Source organism: Aeribacillus sp. FSL K6-8210 (genome assembly GCF_037963925.1).
Lineage (GTDB): Bacteria > Bacillota > Bacilli > Bacillales > Aeribacillaceae > Aeribacillus > Aeribacillus composti.
In genome coordinates, this window is the sequence record NZ_CP150172.1 from 3,186,641 (window position 1) to 3,204,606 (window position 17,966).

Below are 17,966 nucleotides of genomic sequence, written 5' to 3' on the forward strand. Positions count from 1 at the left end.
TGATGAGCTCAATTGCAGCCCCTAAATTAAAAGAAAAAGTTGAAAAGTTTTTATCCGGTAAGAAAAAAATGTATATAAACGGCAGCTTTGTTGAAAGCGCTTCAGGAAAAACATTTGACACTCCTAACCCTGCAACGGGAGAAAGATTGGCAACAGTTTATGAAGGAGATGCTGAAGATATCGACCGCGCTGTGAAGGCAGCCAGAGAAGCGTTTGACCGTGGACCGTGGTCAAGAATGAGCGCAGCAGAAAGAAGCAGGCTCATGTATAAACTGGCGGATTTAATGGAGGAAAATAAAGAAGAACTGGCTCAGCTAGAAACATTGGATAATGGGAAACCAATTCGTGAAACAATCAATGCCGACGTACCGTTGGCAATTGAACACATGCGTTATTATGCTGGATGGTCTACGAAAATTGTCGGACAAACAATTCCAGTCAATGGACCGTATTTTAACTATACACGTCATGAACCAGTTGGCGTCGTAGGGCAAATTATTCCTTGGAACTTTCCATTGCTCATGGCAATGTGGAAGCTTGGCGCCGCGCTTGCAACCGGTTGTACAGTTGTATTAAAGCCAGCTGAACAAACACCTCTTTCAGCTTTATATTTAGCTGAACTTATTGAAGAAGCCGGTTTTCCTGCCGGTGTTGTCAATATTGTTCCCGGATTTGGTGAAACAGCAGGTGATGCATTAGTCAAACATCCACAAGTTGATAAAATTGCCTTCACAGGTTCAACTGAAGTCGGAAAATTAATTATGGCAAACGCTTCGAAATCTCTTAAACGCGTTACGTTAGAACTAGGCGGTAAATCACCGAACATCATTTTGCCTGATGCTGATTTTTCAAAAGCAATTCCGGGTGCTTTAAATGGCGTCATGTTCAACCAAGGACAAGTTTGTTGTGCAGGCAGCCGCGTCTTCATTCAGAAGAAACAGTATGACAATGTTGTGGCTGATATGGTATCCCATGCAAAATCTATTAAACAAGGATTTGGACTAAAAGCAGATACAGAAATGGGACCGCTTGTTTCTTCCGAGCAGCAAAACCGAGTCCTTGGATATATTGAAAAAGGGCTGGAAGAAGGTGCTGAACTTTTAACAGGAGGACAAAAACCTTCCGAACAAGGGTATTTTGTAGAGCCGACTATTTTTGCCAACGTTGAAGATTCTATGACCATTTCAAAAGAAGAAATATTCGGACCGGTAATCGCCGCTTTGCCATATGAAGATATAGATGAGTTGATTGAACGTGCAAACGATACAAATTATGGATTAGCAGCAGGCGTTTGGACGCGCGATGTTACAAAAGCTCATTACATTGCTAACAAGCTCCGTGCTGGAACAGTTTGGGTAAACTGTTACAACGTCTTTGACGCTGCAAGTCCGTTCGGCGGATATAAAGAATCCGGCATAGGAAGAGAAATGGGATCCTATGCATTAGACAACTATACAGAAGTGAAAAGCGTCTGGATTGCCCAGAATTAATACAAAATAGGGGAGTGCTCGATAGGCCCCTAAATAATTCAAGTAGAGAAAAACAAATCGTTTTTCTCTACTTGATTTCGTATTTTTGTCTGAAAGTAGCTGGCGGATGCCGGCTACTTTCAATATGTTGTGGTAAGCAATGAATTGTTGCTTGCCACTTACATATTTTGTTTACCTTTTACATATTAAAAGGATTTTTTTATTTTTATATGGAATTATGTATTTATGGAAAAACTGTCAATGTTAAAGGGGGGACATAATGAACATTCATAAATTTGTCATGCCGGAGATAATATTTGGAAACGGTTCTATTTCTGAAGTCGGCAACTGCTGTTTACGTTTGGGCGCATCCAATGTGCTCATCGTCAGTGATCGCGGTATTTCGGAGGCCGGCTGGCTGGATGTAGTCATTGATAGCTGCGTGAAAGCCGGTTTAAAATACGAGACATTCATTGACATTACGGTTAATCCAAAGGATACAGAAGTGGATAAAGGGCGAAATATATATCTTAAATATGGATGCGATTCGGTGATCGGGATTGGCGGAGGCAGCGCTATTGATGCAGCCAAAGCTATTGCACTGCTAGCGACAAATGGCGGAAGCATTCATGATTATGAAGGAGTCGACAAAATTAAGCATCCCCTCCCGCCTCAAATCATGATTCCTACTACAGCCGGCTCGGGATCAGAGGTTTCACAATTTTCTATTATTTTAAATACAGAAAAACAGAAAAAGATGACCATCATTTCAAAATCGTTAATACCTGATATTGCTATAATTGACCCTGAAACACTCGTGACAAAAAGTTCCCATTTAACTGCTTCAACAGGAATCGACGTTTTAACACATGGAATTGAATCGTATATTAGTTTGGCCGCAACACCACTAACTGATGTTCATGCCAAAAATTCCATATCGCTTGTCGCTAAATATTTACGGCCTTCTGTCGCCTCTAAATTAAATAAAGAGGCGAAAACCAATATGGCAATGGCAAGCTTACAAGCTGGAATTGCTTTTTCCAATGCCATTTTAGGAGCCGTTCATGCAATGTCTCATGCAGTTGGTGGCAGATATCCTATTTTGCATGGCGATGTGAATTCTATTTTATTGCCTCATGTCATGGAATTTAATTATTTAGCAAATCCTCAAAAATTTGCAGATATTGCGTATCTCCTTGGATTAAATGATTGCGACATATCGAAAATGGAAGCTGCCAAAAAGGCGATTGACCTTGTGAAGGAATTAATTCAAGATGTCGGAGCTCCGCAAAGGCTTTCTGAAATTCATGTGAAAAAAGAAGAAATTCCTCAAATGAGCTTAACTGCTTTAAATGATGCATGTATGATCACAAATCCAAGGGATGTCACTGTCGAAATTATTGAAGAACTTTTCAGAAAGGCTTGGTAGAAATGTTGCTAAAAGAGCGGGAAGAAATGATCAGCAAGCTGACTGGTGTCCAGTCTTCTAAAAAAAGCTACTATAATGAATTGAAAATCATGGTTGAAGAGCTCAAAAAGAAAAACATGCAGCTAGAGGTGATAAATGAGGTAAATAGAAGCTTCAATATCGATATGTCAATAGATGAAATGCTGAAAAATATATTTGAAAAGCTAAAAGTTTTTTTTCCGCTTGAACGAATCAGTTTATCTTTATATGAACATGATAAGCTGACGCTAACAAATGTATATCCTCCCAATTCTTTATATTTTCCTATTGGATTTATTTTTCCAAAAAAAGATTCTTTATATTGGCAGGCAATTGAGTCGTCAGAAAAAATTTTTTACCAAATGAATAATGATCTTCATTATTTCATCGAAAAAAAGGCGTATCAATCATTAGGTATTCAAAGCGCCTTAGTCATTCCCCTCGTAAGCAAAGATGCTGCTATTGGTCTTTTAAGCATTGGAAGCAAAAAAATCAATCATTTCGATGAATCGGACCTTGCGTTTTTTCAGCAGCTATCCGATCAAATTGCCGTTTGCATCGAAAATGTCCGTCTTTATCATAAAGTCCTAACAGCCAAAAAAGAATGGGAAGAAACGTTTCGTGCGGTATCAGATATGATGTTTATTACAGATTTAGAAGGAAATATATTAAAATCGAATGATTCTGCAAAAGAATATTTTAAAACCGATCTTATCGGACAGAATATACACAAGTTATTAGAAATTGATAAAAAGGAAGCTACTCAGGAAAAATATCTCTCAGTCAAAGAAAATATTATTGATGAGTTTCATTTAAAAAATCACGTCTTTGAATTCCGCTCATTTCCGATCTTTAATAGGAGCCATGAGGTTTATTCATATATCATCTACATTATCGATATTACAGAAAAACGAAAGATGGAAGCTCAACTAATTCAGTCTGGAAAATTAGCGGCTATTGGAGAAATGGCAGCCGGAATCGCGCATGAACTGAACAGTCCTTTAACAGCTATCCTTGGCAATTCTCAGCTTTTATTAAGATCATTCAAACAGGACGACCGCTCCTACAAACTTTTATCAGACATATATTTATGTGGAAAAAGGTGTAAATCCATTATCCAAAATTTACTTACTTTTTCGCGTCAAGATGAATATGTGTTCGAAGAATGCTCTATCAATGAAGCGGTGGAACAAGTATTAGGAATTTTTAGCGACCAGTTTAAGCAACAAAATATCATCATTCAAAAAGAACTGGCTGAGCATATAGATCATGTGAAAGGAAATATTCAACAAATCGGACAGATCATTTTAAACTTATTAATTAATGCAAAGGATGCCTTGGAAGAAAAAAATATACCGAAGAAGATCATCAAGATTGAAACAAAAGAAATAATTGAAAACAACAAAAAATGGATCACACTGTCCATAACAGATAATGGAATCGGAATTCAAAACCAGCATTTGCAGGAAATATTTAATCCTTTTTTTACCACGAAAAGTCCAGGAAAAGGCACTGGACTAGGGTTGTCCGTTAGTTTAGGGATCGCTGAAACACACGGCGGTACAATTGTCGTGAACAGTAAATACGGAGAAGGCAGTGAATTTATTTTAAAGCTCCCAGTTAGACACGAATAGAAAGGGAGATGATTTGCAATGAAAAAGGTACTAGTAATAGACGACGAACGTGAAGTAGGAAACTTTTTTCGACATCTTTTAGAAGAAAAAGGATATGATGTAAAAGTAGGTTTGAATGCTGAAGATTTTTCCAACTTAATTTCGCTCCATTCCTTTGATTTAGCACTAATTGATGTAAAGTTGCCTGGTACAGATGGTCTTCATTTGCTTAAGCAATTAAAAGCAACTCATCCTTCCTGTAAAGCTGTCATCATGACAGGATACAGCACAGTGAAAACGGCTGTAGAGGCCATTAAGAATGGTGCAAATGATTATATTGAAAAACCGTTCGATGATATAAGCCAATTAGAGAAAACATTAGAAGATTTATTAAATAGCGAGAAATTTCCTTCACCAGCAAACACCGACAAACTGGCCGATACGATTGGATTTATTATCGGCAACAATAAAAAGATGAATGAATTAGTCAAGCTGGCGGAAAAAATTGCTAAGAAAAACATAAATGTATTAATTGAAGGAGAAACAGGAACAGGCAAAGAGGTGCTTGCCCATTTTATTCACAACATGAGCTTAAGATACGATCAACCATTTGTCCGAATAAATTGCGGAGCTGTTTCCGAAACGTTATTGGAGAGTGAATTATTCGGGCATGAAAAAGGTGCTTTTACTGGAGCCATTAAACAGAAAAAAGGAATATTTGAAATAGCCAATAACGGTACATTGTTTTTAGATGAAATTGGTGAAGCAAGCCAGGCCATTCAAGTACAGCTGCTAAGAGTACTAGAGACGGGGGAATATTTCAGAGTAGGCGGTGAATCGATCCGTAAAACGAATACACGGATCATTGCGGCCACGAATAAAAATTTGGCCGAGGCTGTCCAAGAAAAAACGTTTCGAGAAGATTTATTGTATCGTTTAGACGTAGTGAAATTAAGAATTCCCCCACTGCGAAACAGAATAGAAGATCTCCCGCTGTTTTTGGATTATTTTCTAAAAAAGATAAACGCTTCACATCTTACATTCTCAGATGAAAGCATTGAACTAATGAAAAACTATAACTGGCCGGGAAATGTCAGAGAGCTATTTAACATTGTCAAAAGAGCCGCAACATTGGCAGATGGAGAGACAAACATAATTACGCCAAAATATTTACCCGACAAATTAAAAACCAGCTTCAGCTTCCAACTAACAAAATTTCCAAAAGCTAGCACAGTTCATGATGATTTAGAAGCTTATTTATCGAATTGGACGAAACATATTTTATCGTTATGGAAGCAGCAAGATGACATCGACCTTGAACAAGTATTGGATTCCATTAAAGAATTAGAAAAACAAATTGGCCGATCATTTGTCCTCAAATCACTAAAAAAACATACAGGAGATCGAAAAAAAACAGCAGAAGCACTAAACATTACAACTCGGCAGCTACGATATTTGCTTAATGAAAAAGGGAAAATTTAAATTAAGCACTTCTTAATAAATAAAAATTATTGTGAATGAGAATTAAATGCTGCCCGTAAGCTAAAACAAGCGGATCATGAAAGATCCGCTTGTTTTATTAACACATTACTTTTATAGTGAAAAAATCAAGCAAACTTGAAAGCCGAAAACTCACAGCCATAAAAGCTGATACGGTTTTTCTAAATATTTTTTCACCAGCCCGAGAAATTGGCTTGCCGGAGCTCCATCAATCACTTGATGGTCAAACGTTAAGCTGAGCGGCAAAATTTTTCTCTTTTGAATGGTATCTCCTGAAAACACTGCCGTATCCGCAGCTGTTCCTACTCCGAGAATGCCCACTTCCGGAGGATTCAAAATCGGGGTGAAAAATTCAACGCCGTAAGCCCCTAAACTGGTGATCGTAAAGGTCGAGCCGCTCATTTCTTCGCTGCTTAAATTTCCTTCTCTTGCCTTCTTACTTAGTTCCTTGATATTTTTCGAAATTTCGTTTAAGGAAAGCTTGTCGGCATGGCGCAAAACCGGCACAACGAGCCCGTTCTCCAATGCAACTGCAATGCCTAAATGCACTGAATCATACGTTTGAATCTGTCCATTTTCATACAAACTGTTCATTTGCTTTTGATTTCGCAGCGACAGAATGACCGCCTTGGCTACAAAGTCAGTAATAGTCAATTTTAAATTCTGCTCATCCTGCAGTTCGCTTTTAATCTTTTCTTGCAGCTCAAATAAAGAGGTCACATCGGCTTTCATATGAATCGTCAGCTGTGCTGTCTGATGCAGACTTGTAAACATCCTTGATGCAATCACTTTACGCATGCCAGTGACAGTTTTTACTGCAATATCTTCTTGCTCTTCCGCCGGCTTATTTGTCGGGATTACTACTTCTTGTTCAGGTTCTAAATGGGGGGATGCTTTTTTCGATTGAATCGCTTTTTCAACGTCCGCTCTTGTAATTCTTCCTTTTGGCCCTGAACCCGAAATACTGCTCAAATCAATCCCGGCTTCACGTGCTAGTTTTCGGGCGGCAGGTGAAACGCGAATTGTTGTTTGAGAAGATAAGCTTTCTTCTTTCAAAATGGTTGTCGCCACTTCTTGGGCAGCATCGTTCGTTATGTTGTTGATTACCTCCCCTTCTTGACCGATATAGCCAATGGCTTTTCCTACTTCCACTGTTTCATCCTGCTCGGCAACAATCTCTAATAACACGCCATCTTGCGGTGCTTCGATATCCTTTTCAATCTTATCAGAGCTGATCACCACAACTGGTTCTCCTTTTTTTACTGGATCGCCCTTTTTCTTTAACCACTCTACTACCGTTCCTTCTTCCATGCTCATTCCCAGCTTTGGCATGATAATTTCAACTGTCATGTTTCATCTCTCCTTTGATGAATACTAGAAATGCTATGCGTGTTGATGTCTCCATTCATCAACACGCACAGCTTTTTTTATGCGGTCACGATCGCTTCGTCTCCAATTATTTCAGCCGCTGCCTTAAGCACTTTTTCCGGTGTCGGCAAGTAAAGATCCTCCAGCGCAGGCGAAAAAGGAACCGGACAATGCGGAGCGGTAATCAGCTTAATTGGTCCATCCAGATAATCAAATCCTTTATCTGCTACAAGAGCGGAAATGTCAGCAGCTGCACTGCAGCGAGGATTTGCCTCATCAATGACAATTAACCGGCCTGTCTTCGATACAGAAGATAAAATCGTTTCTTCATCAAGCGGGGACAGTGTTCTCGGATCAATTACCTCCGTTTCGACTCCTCTCGTTTTTAATATGTCGGCAGCCTTCAAGGCCGTGTGCACTTGCTTCCCTATCGCTACGATGGTCAAATCGCTGCCTTCCCGTTTGATATCTGCTTTTCCAAACGGGATCGTATAAAATCCTTCCTCTACTTCTCCTTTTAGGTTATAAAGTGTTTTATCTTCAAAAAAGATAACGGGATCATCGTCAAAGATGGAGGTAAGCAACAGTCCCTTCGCATCCGCCGGTGTAGAAGGAACAACGACTTTTAAACCGGGTATATGGGTAAAAAGGGCATACAGGCTTTGGGAATGCTGCGCCGCCGCTCGAAAGCCGGCACCGTGCATTGTTCGTATCGTTACAGGCACCTTCGCCTTGCCTCCGAACATATAACGAAGTTTTGCCGCTTGGTTCATAACTTCATCTAAGCAGCTGCCGATAAAATCGTTAAACATTAATTCGGCAATCGGTCTAAGTCCTGTTGCTGCGGCAGTAACTGCTGCACCAATATAGCCGGCCTCCGCAATAGGCGTATCCAACACTCTTTCTCTTCCAAACTCTTGAACAAGACCTTTCGTAACCCCCATTACTCCTCCCCAAGCTTCATCGTCCTGCAAATGATCCACATTCGCTCCTCCTGCGACGTCTTCTCCAAGCAAAATAACATTTTGATCTTTGCGCATTGCCAGCTTCATAGCTTCATTGACCGCACCAGAAAAAGAAATTTTTCTTGCCATTTTTCGTTCCTCCTAACTCCTTTGATTTAATAAGATACATAAACGTCCTTTAAAAGATCCTCAGCAGACGGAAACGGGCTTTTTTCAGCAAAATGTACCGCCTCCTCAACCGCTTTTGTTACCTGTTGTTCGATATTTAATAATTCTTGTTCGGATACTAATTGATTGGAAAGAATGTAATGGCGGAATTTTGCAATTGCATCATTCTCCTGTAAATGCTTTTGTTTTTCTTCCGCAGATTTGTAAGTCTGGGCGTCACCTTCAAAATGTCCGTAATTCCGATATGTCTTACATTCAATTAATGTCGGGCCCTCTCCATTTCGAGCTCGTGCAACTGCTCTTTCTGCCGCCTCATATACAGCTACCACATCTTTGCCGTCGACCACTTCTCCCGGGATATTATAGGCTTGAGCCCGATCCGCAATGTTTTTACAGCTGGATGCATATTCAAATGGGGTCGCTTCTGCATATCCGTTGTTTTCCGCCACAAAAACAACAGGCAATTTCCATATAGCTGCAAGATTAATACCTTCATGAAATGTTCCATGATTGTTCGCGCCGTCTCCGAAAAAACAAACTGCAACCGCTCCCGACTTCTTCAATTTTGCTGTCAGGCCTGCCCCAACAGCTAGCGGGAACCCCCCGCCGACAATTCCGTTGGCCCCAAGCATTCCTTTTTCAACATCGGCAATATGCATCGATCCTCCTTTTCCGTTGCACAATCCTGTTGCCTTTCCGTAAATTTCAGACATCATTCCGTTCAAATCACAGCCTTTGGCAATGCAATGTCCATGTCCGCGATGCGTACTTGTGATATAATCTTTGTCATCTAAATGCGCGCAAATTCCTACAGCGACCGCTTCCTCGCCAGCATATAAATGGACAAAGCCAGGCAGCACTCCTTTGCTGAAAATTTCATGAACCTTGTCCTCAAACTGGCGAATTTCATGCATTTTCTGAAATATCCATTTTGCTTTTTCTTGTGTAATGGGAGTAGATGTTGATTTGGCAATCGTCATAAAGATAACCTCCTATTTGATTGGCTTCACTTTTTTCATTTGCAACTATCATGCCAATAAAAAAATGCTTACAAATCAACATTCTTTGTAAGCGCTTTATAAAAAATATTTTTTTCATCTCATTTTGTCCTAATTTTTATCGTTTTGTCGCAAATTAGCTCAATTTATATTTTTTTAATTTGCGATACAGTGTACTTCGAGAGATATTTAACGCAGCAGCCGCCTCACCAATATTTCCATTTGTTTTCTTCAACATATTTAGAATGCGTTCTCTTTCTAGCTGATCCCGATACGACAAATTACCTTTATGGAATGTTTCGGAATTTTCCTGTTCTTGCTCCCAAGCAATCAGCATGGATTTCAAGTGGGAAATGGATGGAATACGGTCTCCATATTCCACTCGTATACGCTCGAGCACGTTAAACAGCTCCCTTATATTTCCGGGCCAGTGATAAGCTGAAAACAACTGTATGACATCATCTGGAAAAGAAATGAGCCAATCATTTTTTTGACAATAATACTCAATAAAGAATGGGATATCTTCTTTACGCTCTCTTAATGGCGGAACGTTAAGCGTGCATACATAAATGCGGTAAAATAAATCTTCACGCAGCTTTCCTTCCTTTACTAATTTGTATAAATTGCGATGTGTTGCAGTTATGACTCTTATATCAACAGGAACGGGCTTTTCCCCGCCAATCGGTACAACTTCTTTTTCCTGAAGCACTCTTAAAAGCGCTACTTGCATTTCCGACGGTATTTCACCGATTTCATCAAGAAAAATGGTTCCGCCGTCAGCCTGAACAAATTTCCCTTTATGCCCCGTCCGTTTGGCTCCTGTAAATGCCCCGTCAACGTAACCAAATAACTCGCTGCCGATCAATTCCTTTGGAATAGCTCCGCAATTTACTGCAACAAACGGCTTATTTTTTCTCACACTATTTTGATGAATCGAACGAGCAATGAGTTCTTTTCCTGTTCCTGTTTCTCCCATGATACAAACAGTCGACTCCGTTTTTGCAACTTTTTCACAGATCTTTAAAAGATTTTGAAATGATAAGCTTTTTCCAACTACTCCTTCAAAGTGATAAATTGTTGTAGGAAATGGAAAAGCTTCATGATAATTCGTCTTCTGCAGGGTAACTTCATAGCCAATCAAATCATGGTAAATGGAAGAAAAAATAGGAGTCTTCGTTTTGATTCGCCAATTTTTATCACAAATTTCTTCAAGCGGTTGATCCATCATGCTCGCGAAGAAAGAACGTAAACAATGGTTGATCCATACAATCTTCCCTTGATCATCACATATCATTGAAGGGAAATGAGGATTTTTCACTTTCGATGAATATTTAAGCAACTCCAACATATCGTCCTTTTTTCTCATGTGAAATTGTTGTTCAATCGTATACGCTGCAGCGACAACAGTGGCTAAGGCATGGTTGGAAAATTGAGAGCAGTCGATGGGGTAAGATAAGTCGATAATTCCGACAAGTTCTTTTTTTTCGTCATAGATCGGCGTGGCTGAACATACCCACTGCTGAGAAGCAAGAGAGTAATGCTCTAACCCAGTAACCGTAATAGGTTCACGAATCCTCAATGTTGTTCCAATTGCGTTCGTCCCCACCTCATCTTCAGTCCACTTCACCCCCTCAATAAAATTGATTGTTTCTGCCTTGTTCATGGCCTGTTTATGGCCGTTCATATACAAAACGTATCCGTTACTATCAGCGAGAAGAAGAATTGATTTCGTTTCTTGAAACACTTTTTCCAAATGTTCTAATATCGGAGCAGCAATTTGAAGCAATCTTTGATTCTTTTTCCTTCTTTCCGTCAACAGCTGCGAATCGAGCACAATCCTTCCTTTTCCATCGTAAGGATCGACATTTTGTCGGCGGCAAATATACCATGACTCTTCAATTCTTTTATTCATCCTCCCATGATCCAATACTCCCTCCCGAACAAAACGGCGCCAAATTTCGTGTTTCAAAGGATCAACGATACTCATTTTTCTCCTCCTTCCCACATTTTCCACCAATATGAACATTCGACTTTTTATGCAAAATTCCTTTTGAAATACGCTAATCGTTGAATTAAAGCTTTTACTGCTGAACAGTTTTTTATTTTAGATAGCGACTTGTCTGGAAAAGTTTTTTAGATAAACGCTTCATAGGTCATCGTGAAAATGAAAACGATCCAAGCGACAGCCATGGAACTTTTCATTGTCAAAATCAGATTATTATGATGCGGTGAAAACAATGAAACGTTGTGTTGACCAAACATTGATTAAATGGTTTTTCGTCATAATCAAATATATGAAACTGAAAGACTGAAATTCTGGAAGTATCTTAACATTTGCATTTCGAGGATGTTAGTCATTCAATAATGCAGTAAAACGTATAGGCTTATCTAGCGAGCAATATTGACATACAATTTTCACCTTTAAGTTCTAGTAACAGGAAGAAAACTATTGAAGTTGATTTTCATTCCCAATATAATTGAGAATGAAAATCATTAATTTGAGGGGTTGTTGATCGCATGAAACGCTATAAATTGCCTGTCATATTATTTTTATCAAGCAGTTTGTTGTTTAGCTGTTCCCAATCAAATGAAAGTTCAACAACGGAACCGGCAAAAAAAGAGACAGCGAAAGAAAGCTCCCAAGTTGATTTAAATCAAATATCTACAGATTATCGCACGTTTGCGATCGCTGAAATAGATGAATTTGTTAAAAAGACAGAAGAGTTTGCCAATGCAGTGATCGCTGGGGATGTGGAAAAAGCAAAAGAACTTTATGCGCCGGCTCGCATGCACTATGAGCGTTCTGAACCAATTGCTGAAGCGTTTGCAGAACTCGATCCGAAAATTGACGCTCGTGAAGGTGATGTCCCTGATGCAGAGTGGGGAGGTTATCACCGGATTGAAAAGGGACTCTGGGTTGAAAATACGACGAAAGGCTATGAAAAATATGCTGAGCAGCTTATAAAAGATGTGAAGCTTTTGCGCGCAAAAGTTGAAACTGTTGATGTGACACCCGATCTTTTGATCACCGGCGCAGTCGACCTTTTAAATGAAGTTTCAACATCAAAAGTTACAGGTGAAGAGGATCGTTATTCCCATACAGATTTATACGATTTTGTTGCCAATGTTGAGGGTGCTGAAAAGATTTATGAATTAATGAGCCCTGCCCTTAAGGAAAAGGATGAGGCGCTCGCTAAGGAAATCGAACAGCGGTTTCAAGCAGTTTATGCACTTCTTGACAAATATAAAAAAGGCGACGGGTATATTTCATATACTGAACTAACCAAGGATCAAGTAAAAGAATTGAGCCAATCGATCAATGAACTGGCAGAGCCTCTTTCTAAACTAGGGGTTGTACTGGAGGGATAGCCAATGTCTGAACCTGATAAAAAAGAAACGACATCTGTCTTTAACAAGAACGTATCAAGACGAGATGTGTTGAAGGCTGCGGGCATCGGAGGAGTCGGCGTGCTAATCGGTGCATCCGGCATTGGTGGAGCGCTAGCATTGGCTGACGTGTTGCCGACCTCTCAAAAAAAAGAAAATACAAATGCGGTTGTTCCGTTTTACGGAAAACATCAGGCAGGCATTGCAACTGAAGTGCAAAACCACATTTATTTTGCTGCTTTTGACGTGACGGCTGAAGACAGAAACGAGCTTATTCAGCTTTTTAAAGAATGGACGAAGGCTGCCGCAGCTATGACAGAAGGCAAATCGGTTGGAGATCCAGCTAATAATAAATACCTTCCTCCAGATGATACGGGGGAAGCTGCAGAACTTAATGCGTCAAATTTAACCATTACTTTCGGCGTCGGCCCGACGCTTTTTACAAAAAACAACAAGGATAGATTTGGTTTGCAAAAAAAGCAGCCGGATGAACTAAAAGAACTGCCGAAGTTTCCGCTTGATTCATTGGAAGAGCAGTGGACAGGCGGAGATCTTTGTATTCAAGCATGCTCGGATGATTTGCAGGTTGCCTTCCATGCGGTTAGAAATTTAGCGAGAATTGCCCGCGGCAAAGCGGTTCTTCGTTGGGCACAGGCCGGCTTCCAGCGTACAAAGCAAGCGAGTCCGAAAAAGGAAACGCCGCGAAATTTATTTGGCTTTAAGGATGGAACAGTGAATCCAAATGTGAAAAATTCTGCTGAAATGAATCAATACGTTTGGGTGCAGCCCGGTGACGGACCTGATTGGCTCGTGAACGGAACGTATTTAGTAGTAAGGCGGATTCAAATGTTTATCGAAGTTTGGGATCGGACTACTTTAAAGGAACAAGAAAATACGTTTGGCAGATATCGGGTGAACAAGATAATTGCAGCATCCGAATCTTTTTGTATGCTAATCATTATTGCTCCTCCACTAAAGCTGTTGCACCTACTTTAAATTCTTTTTTTTCTTTTTCATCACTATACTACCAGCAGCGCAGCAATCTTTATTTTTCAACTCAAATTTATATATCAATGATTTTCAACAACTTCTTCAATAATTGAATTTCCTTCCGTTTCCTTATCATCGAGCCATTTCCAATTCTCATACAGTCTAATTCGCCCATCTGGTAAGATTTTTGGAGTAGAAGTACATTTTCCGCCCCTAATCTCGTTTTTGATATTCACATGGTTATACCTAAACTCTAAGCATCCATCTTCTTTTACTATCCCAATTAAGAATCCTTTTATAATTTCTCCACCGCTATACGTTGCTGAGATTATATTTCCTTCTTGTTTATATTCAAAAAGCGTTTCTGAAGAAACTTCTCCATTATCTGTATTTTCAATTGAAACAAACTTGCGGCCATTATAATTTATCACAAACAACGCTCCTCTAATTTTTAATTTTCACTATTTTACCACATGTTTTATCCTTTTTTAGCCATCAAATTTATTTTCTCATGTTCAACTATTTCACAAGGGATACTTTGAGAAATACTTAATCAGATTTTCTAGTGCGGAATCGTGTCAAAAAGGGATTCCTACATTCAGCAGGAATCCTTGATACATCCAATGCCGAACTTAAATTTTAGTACAAGAAGGCGGGGTTATCGCTTTGCCTTTAGCTTCTCCGGATTCCTTACTTTCGTTCCCCCGAGTTCAGCAGAAGTTGAAAGTAGATCTCCATTTTTGATACCGCTTTTACTTTTAATGAAAAAATTATTCTTGAGTTAAATAATTGAAATGTTTATCAGTGATATATGTTAGATCAATTCCAAAATTCATCTTATTTAAAATAGGTTTAATATATTCTATTAAATGTGCACCAGCCTCAAAATGATCAGGAAATTTACTAATATAAAATGAATTGTTATTGTCACAATTTGGCTTATGCTCCACTAATCCTTCAATTACTTCAATAATTCGACCGACAATATTTTCTTCTAATTTTTCCTCTGAAATTATTACAGTGTGGATATAATTCTCCGCGCCTTCAAATGAATTTTCATCCTCTATTTCCTTTAAATTTGGAAAATCATCCAAAACACTTGGTCTTCTGTAATCTAAAATCAACAGCATACAGATAGTTTCATTATCTTGATTATCTATACGAAACAATTCTAGATCTCGCAATTTTAGCATTCTTACCAATTTGAACATTAAATATCATCTTTCTAACTTTGGATTCCTTTTTCATTGAAGTATACTAAAGAATTTAGAATAACTATACTATACTTCATATAAAATTATATCCGTAAGTTAGAGTAAGCTGAATACACTTTGAGATGAATAACTTATACCGAGAAAAAATTTTTTATGGTTTTTCCGCAACTTTGATCGTCTCAGAAATAAGGAATAATGCTCACTGATCTACCTTCCATACATATAAAAGAGGTGCACTTCATATCAAGTGCACCCCAACAATTGACATAGAACCTTATTTAAAAGCCATCGCAGCTTTTACAGCTTTTTGCCAGCCTTCATATAATTTGTTACGTTTTTCTTCATTCATAGATGGTTCGAATGTACGGTCAATGTTCCATTGTGTCGCGATCTCTGATTGATCTTTCCAATATCCTACTGCCAAGCCGGCTAAATAAGCCGCTCCAAGAGCAGTAGTTTCATTGACAACAGGACGTTCAACAGGGACACCTAACAAATCGCTCTGGAATTGCATTAGAAAATTATTTTTTACTGCCCCGCCATCTACACGCAAGGTTTTCAAGGAAATACCCGAATCCGCTTCCATAGCAGTCAGCACATCTTTTGTTTGATAGGCAAGGGACTCTAAAGTTGCACGAACAAAGTGTTCTTTTTGCGTTCCCCGTGTCAGACCAAATATAGCTCCTCTAACATCGCTGTCCCAATACGGTGTTCCTAATCCGACAAACGCCGGTACTACATATACACCGTCTGTGGATTCTACACGTTCTGCATATTGTTCGCTATCAGCAGCATTTTTTAACATACGAAGTCCATCTCTTAACCATTGAATGGCAGATCCTGCAACAAAAATACTTCCTTCTAAAGCATATTCCACTTTTCCGTTTAATCCCCAAGCAATCGTTGTTAATAGTCCGTGGTTAGAAGCAACAGCTTTTTCGCCCGTGTTCATAAGCATAAAGCAGCCCGTACCGTACGTATTTTTCGCCATGCCTTCTTCAAAACAAGCCTGACCGAATAGTGCTGCTTGCTGATCCCCAGCCGCTCCAGAAATCGGAACTTCTTGCCCAAAGAAATGATACGGAACTGTATGTGCATAAATTTCTGAAGATGGACGTACTTCCGGAAGCATGGATTTAGGCACGGTTAAATTTTCTAACAGTTCATCATCCCATTTCAGCTCATGAATATTGAACATTAATGTTCTTGAAGCATTTGAATAATCCGTCACATGTGCCTTTCCACCCGAGAGCTTCCAAATTAACCAAGTATCAATTGTTCCGAATAAAAGCTCTCCTCTTTCCGCTTTTTCTCTAGCCCCTTCAACATGATCTAATATCCATTTGACTTTTGTTCCTGAAAAGTATGCATCAATTAACAGACCTGTCTTTTCACGAAATGTATCATTTAATCCCTTCGCCTTTAACTCCTCACAAATATCTACCGTTTGCCGTGATTGCCAAACAATGGCATTATATACCGGCTGACCTGTGTTTTTATCCCAAACAACCGTTGTTTCGCGTTGGTTCGTAATTCCGATGCCTGCAATTTGCTCAGGTTTTATTCCTGACTCAGACAAGGAAGTGGCGATGACGGATAAGATGGAACCCCAAATTTCATTGGCATTATGCTCTACCCAGCCTGGTTTAGGAAAATATTGCGCAAATTCTTTTTGTGAAATATGAACGATTTCCCCTTTTTTATTAAAAATGATCGCACGTGAACTTGTCGTTCCTTGGTCTAGAGCTAAAACATATGTTTCCATTTTCTTCACCTCATTTTTTTATTAAAATTATAAACTTAAAGTGTTGCTTTCGTTTTCTTATAGACATTCAAGCTTTGTTCTTTATTGCTTACTAGCGCTGCCACAACGATAACTGCTACAACAATTGTGAAAATCCAAAAAGTAGAGGTACTGACTCCTTCAAAAGCCCATTTATAAAATAACGCTCCATACGTTCCCCCAATAATCGGCCCTACAACAGGAATCCAAGCATAACCCCAGTTAGAGCTTCCTTTACCTGGAATCGGCAGAATAAAATGAGCAATTCTCGGACCTAAATCACGGGCAGGATTGATGGCGTAACCCGTAGTTCCGCCTAAGGAGAGACCTATTGCAACGATGAGAAATCCAACGATGAACGGGTTCATTCCTTCTGCAAATTTATTCGCTCCAAGTGCCAACAATCCAAGCAACAAAATGAATGTACCAATGACTTCACTTAAAAGATTCGCTGCAGGATTTTTGATTGCAGGATCTGTTGAGAATACGGCTAATTTTGCACCTTGGTCATCGGTTGCTTTCCAGTGGGGCAAATAGTGCAAATAAACGATCACAGCACCGATAAATGCGCCAATCATTTGGGCAATAATATAGGTCGGTACATCACTCCATGGGAAAGAACCGATTGCAGCTAATCCGATGGTTACAGCCGGATTAAGATGGGCTCCGCTAAATTGACCTACAGCATATGCCGCCATCGCTACGGCAAGACCCCATCCCATCGTAATAACAATCCAGCCTGAATTTTCAGCTTTTGATTTTTTAAGTACAACACCGCCGACAACTCCACCCCCAAAAACAATCAAAATCATGGTGCCAATTAACTCACCTAAAAATGCAGACATCAAAGTTTCCTCCCTTTTCATATATTTGTTATCTCTTGCGAAAAGACTACAATTTTGGTCAATAAAAAAGATCCGCAGCAAATTCCCCCCTTAGTATGCAGGCTGCATACAGGGAATTACTGTGGATCTCCATTTCTCCATCACAAATATTAACTTGATTTCAGATTATTACAAAAAGAAAGCGTTGTCAATCACTTTTTTTTTGAATTATGATATTAT

The 17,966-nt window shown here is 39.3% G+C and carries 13 protein-coding genes and 1 pseudogene; 6 read left to right on the plus strand and 8 right to left on the minus strand.

All coding sequences use genetic code 11. The features are described 5' to 3' along the window. Nucleotides 1-2 precede the first annotated feature (2 nt). From NSQ41_RS15445 to NSQ41_RS15460, 4 genes are all read left to right on the plus strand, one after another. Nucleotides 3-1,490, plus strand: coding sequence for an aldehyde dehydrogenase family protein (locus NSQ41_RS15445; RefSeq protein ID WP_063387230.1), 1,488 nt, complete (start codon nucleotides 3-5; stop codon nucleotides 1,488-1,490). A 259-nt stretch (nucleotides 1,491-1,749) separates the two neighbouring features. Then, a complete protein-coding gene (locus NSQ41_RS15450) occupies nucleotides 1,750-2,898 on the plus strand; it encodes an iron-containing alcohol dehydrogenase (RefSeq protein ID WP_339210290.1) in 1,149 nt (382 codons plus the stop codon). Nucleotides 2,899-2,900: 2 nt separating this feature from the next. Further along, nucleotides 2,901-4,550 (plus strand): ATP-binding protein, encoded by a 1,650-nt coding sequence (locus NSQ41_RS15455; RefSeq protein WP_339210291.1) that lies wholly within the window; start codon nucleotides 2,901-2,903, stop codon nucleotides 4,548-4,550. 18 nt (nucleotides 4,551-4,568) lie between these two features. Further along, the gene (locus NSQ41_RS15460) at nucleotides 4,569-6,011 is read left to right on the plus strand and encodes a sigma-54 dependent transcriptional regulator (protein ID WP_339210293.1); all 1,443 of its coding nucleotides are present in this window, start codon (nucleotides 4,569-4,571) and stop codon (nucleotides 6,009-6,011) included. A gap of 150 nt (nucleotides 6,012-6,161) precedes the next feature. Here the strand turns inward: NSQ41_RS15460 and NSQ41_RS15465 are convergent, their stop codons facing one another. The 4 genes from NSQ41_RS15465 to NSQ41_RS15480 form a co-directional block, all read right to left on the minus strand. After that, the gene (locus NSQ41_RS15465) at nucleotides 6,162-7,379 is read right to left on the minus strand and encodes a dihydrolipoamide acetyltransferase family protein (protein WP_339210295.1); all 1,218 of its coding nucleotides are present in this window, start codon (nucleotides 7,377-7,379) and stop codon (nucleotides 6,162-6,164) included. Nucleotides 7,380-7,456: 77 nt separating this feature from the next. Further along, entirely contained in the window at nucleotides 7,457-8,491 is a 1,035-nt protein-coding gene (locus NSQ41_RS15470) for an alpha-ketoacid dehydrogenase subunit beta (protein WP_063387225.1), read from the minus strand. 26 nt (nucleotides 8,492-8,517) lie between these two features. After that, nucleotides 8,518-9,510 carry a thiamine pyrophosphate-dependent dehydrogenase E1 component subunit alpha gene (locus tag NSQ41_RS15475; RefSeq protein ID WP_130157096.1) on the minus strand — a complete coding sequence of 331 codons (993 nt, stop codon included), beginning with the start codon at nucleotides 9,508-9,510 and terminating at the stop codon, nucleotides 8,518-8,520. Nucleotides 9,511-9,664: 154 nt separating this feature from the next. Then, entirely contained in the window at nucleotides 9,665-11,515 is a 1,851-nt protein-coding gene (locus tag NSQ41_RS15480; RefSeq protein WP_066250963.1) for a sigma-54-dependent Fis family transcriptional regulator, read from the minus strand. 530 nt (nucleotides 11,516-12,045) lie between these two features. Here NSQ41_RS15480 and efeO point away from each other — a divergent pair. Both efeO and NSQ41_RS15490 read left to right on the plus strand, forming a co-directional pair. Continuing rightward, nucleotides 12,046-12,897, plus strand: a complete 852-nt coding sequence (gene efeO, locus NSQ41_RS15485) for an iron uptake system protein EfeO (protein ID WP_063387222.1) — start codon at nucleotides 12,046-12,048, stop codon at nucleotides 12,895-12,897. Between the two features lie 3 nt (nucleotides 12,898-12,900). Continuing rightward, nucleotides 12,901-13,827 (plus strand): annotated as a pseudogene (locus tag NSQ41_RS15490) (Dyp-type peroxidase); the annotation flags it as partial. Nucleotides 13,828-13,985: 158 nt separating this feature from the next. Here the strand turns inward: NSQ41_RS15490 and NSQ41_RS15495 are convergent. From NSQ41_RS15495 to NSQ41_RS15510, 4 genes are all read right to left on the minus strand, one after another. After that, entirely contained in the window at nucleotides 13,986-14,336 is a 351-nt protein-coding gene (locus NSQ41_RS15495; protein WP_198318546.1) for a n-acetylglutamate synthase, read from the minus strand. A 339-nt stretch (nucleotides 14,337-14,675) separates the two neighbouring features. Next, nucleotides 14,676-15,074, minus strand: a complete 399-nt coding sequence (locus NSQ41_RS15500) for a hypothetical protein (RefSeq protein WP_242513783.1) — start codon at nucleotides 15,072-15,074, stop codon at nucleotides 14,676-14,678. A gap of 319 nt (nucleotides 15,075-15,393) precedes the next feature. Beyond that, nucleotides 15,394-16,884: a glycerol kinase GlpK gene (gene glpK / locus NSQ41_RS15505; protein ID WP_339210297.1), complete on the minus strand. Its 1,491-nt coding sequence runs from the start codon at nucleotides 16,882-16,884 to the stop codon at nucleotides 15,394-15,396. 35 nt (nucleotides 16,885-16,919) lie between these two features. Continuing rightward, the gene (locus tag NSQ41_RS15510; RefSeq protein WP_339197254.1) at nucleotides 16,920-17,747 is read right to left on the minus strand and encodes an MIP/aquaporin family protein; all 828 of its coding nucleotides are present in this window, start codon (nucleotides 17,745-17,747) and stop codon (nucleotides 16,920-16,922) included. Between the last annotated feature and the right edge of the window lie 219 nt (nucleotides 17,748-17,966).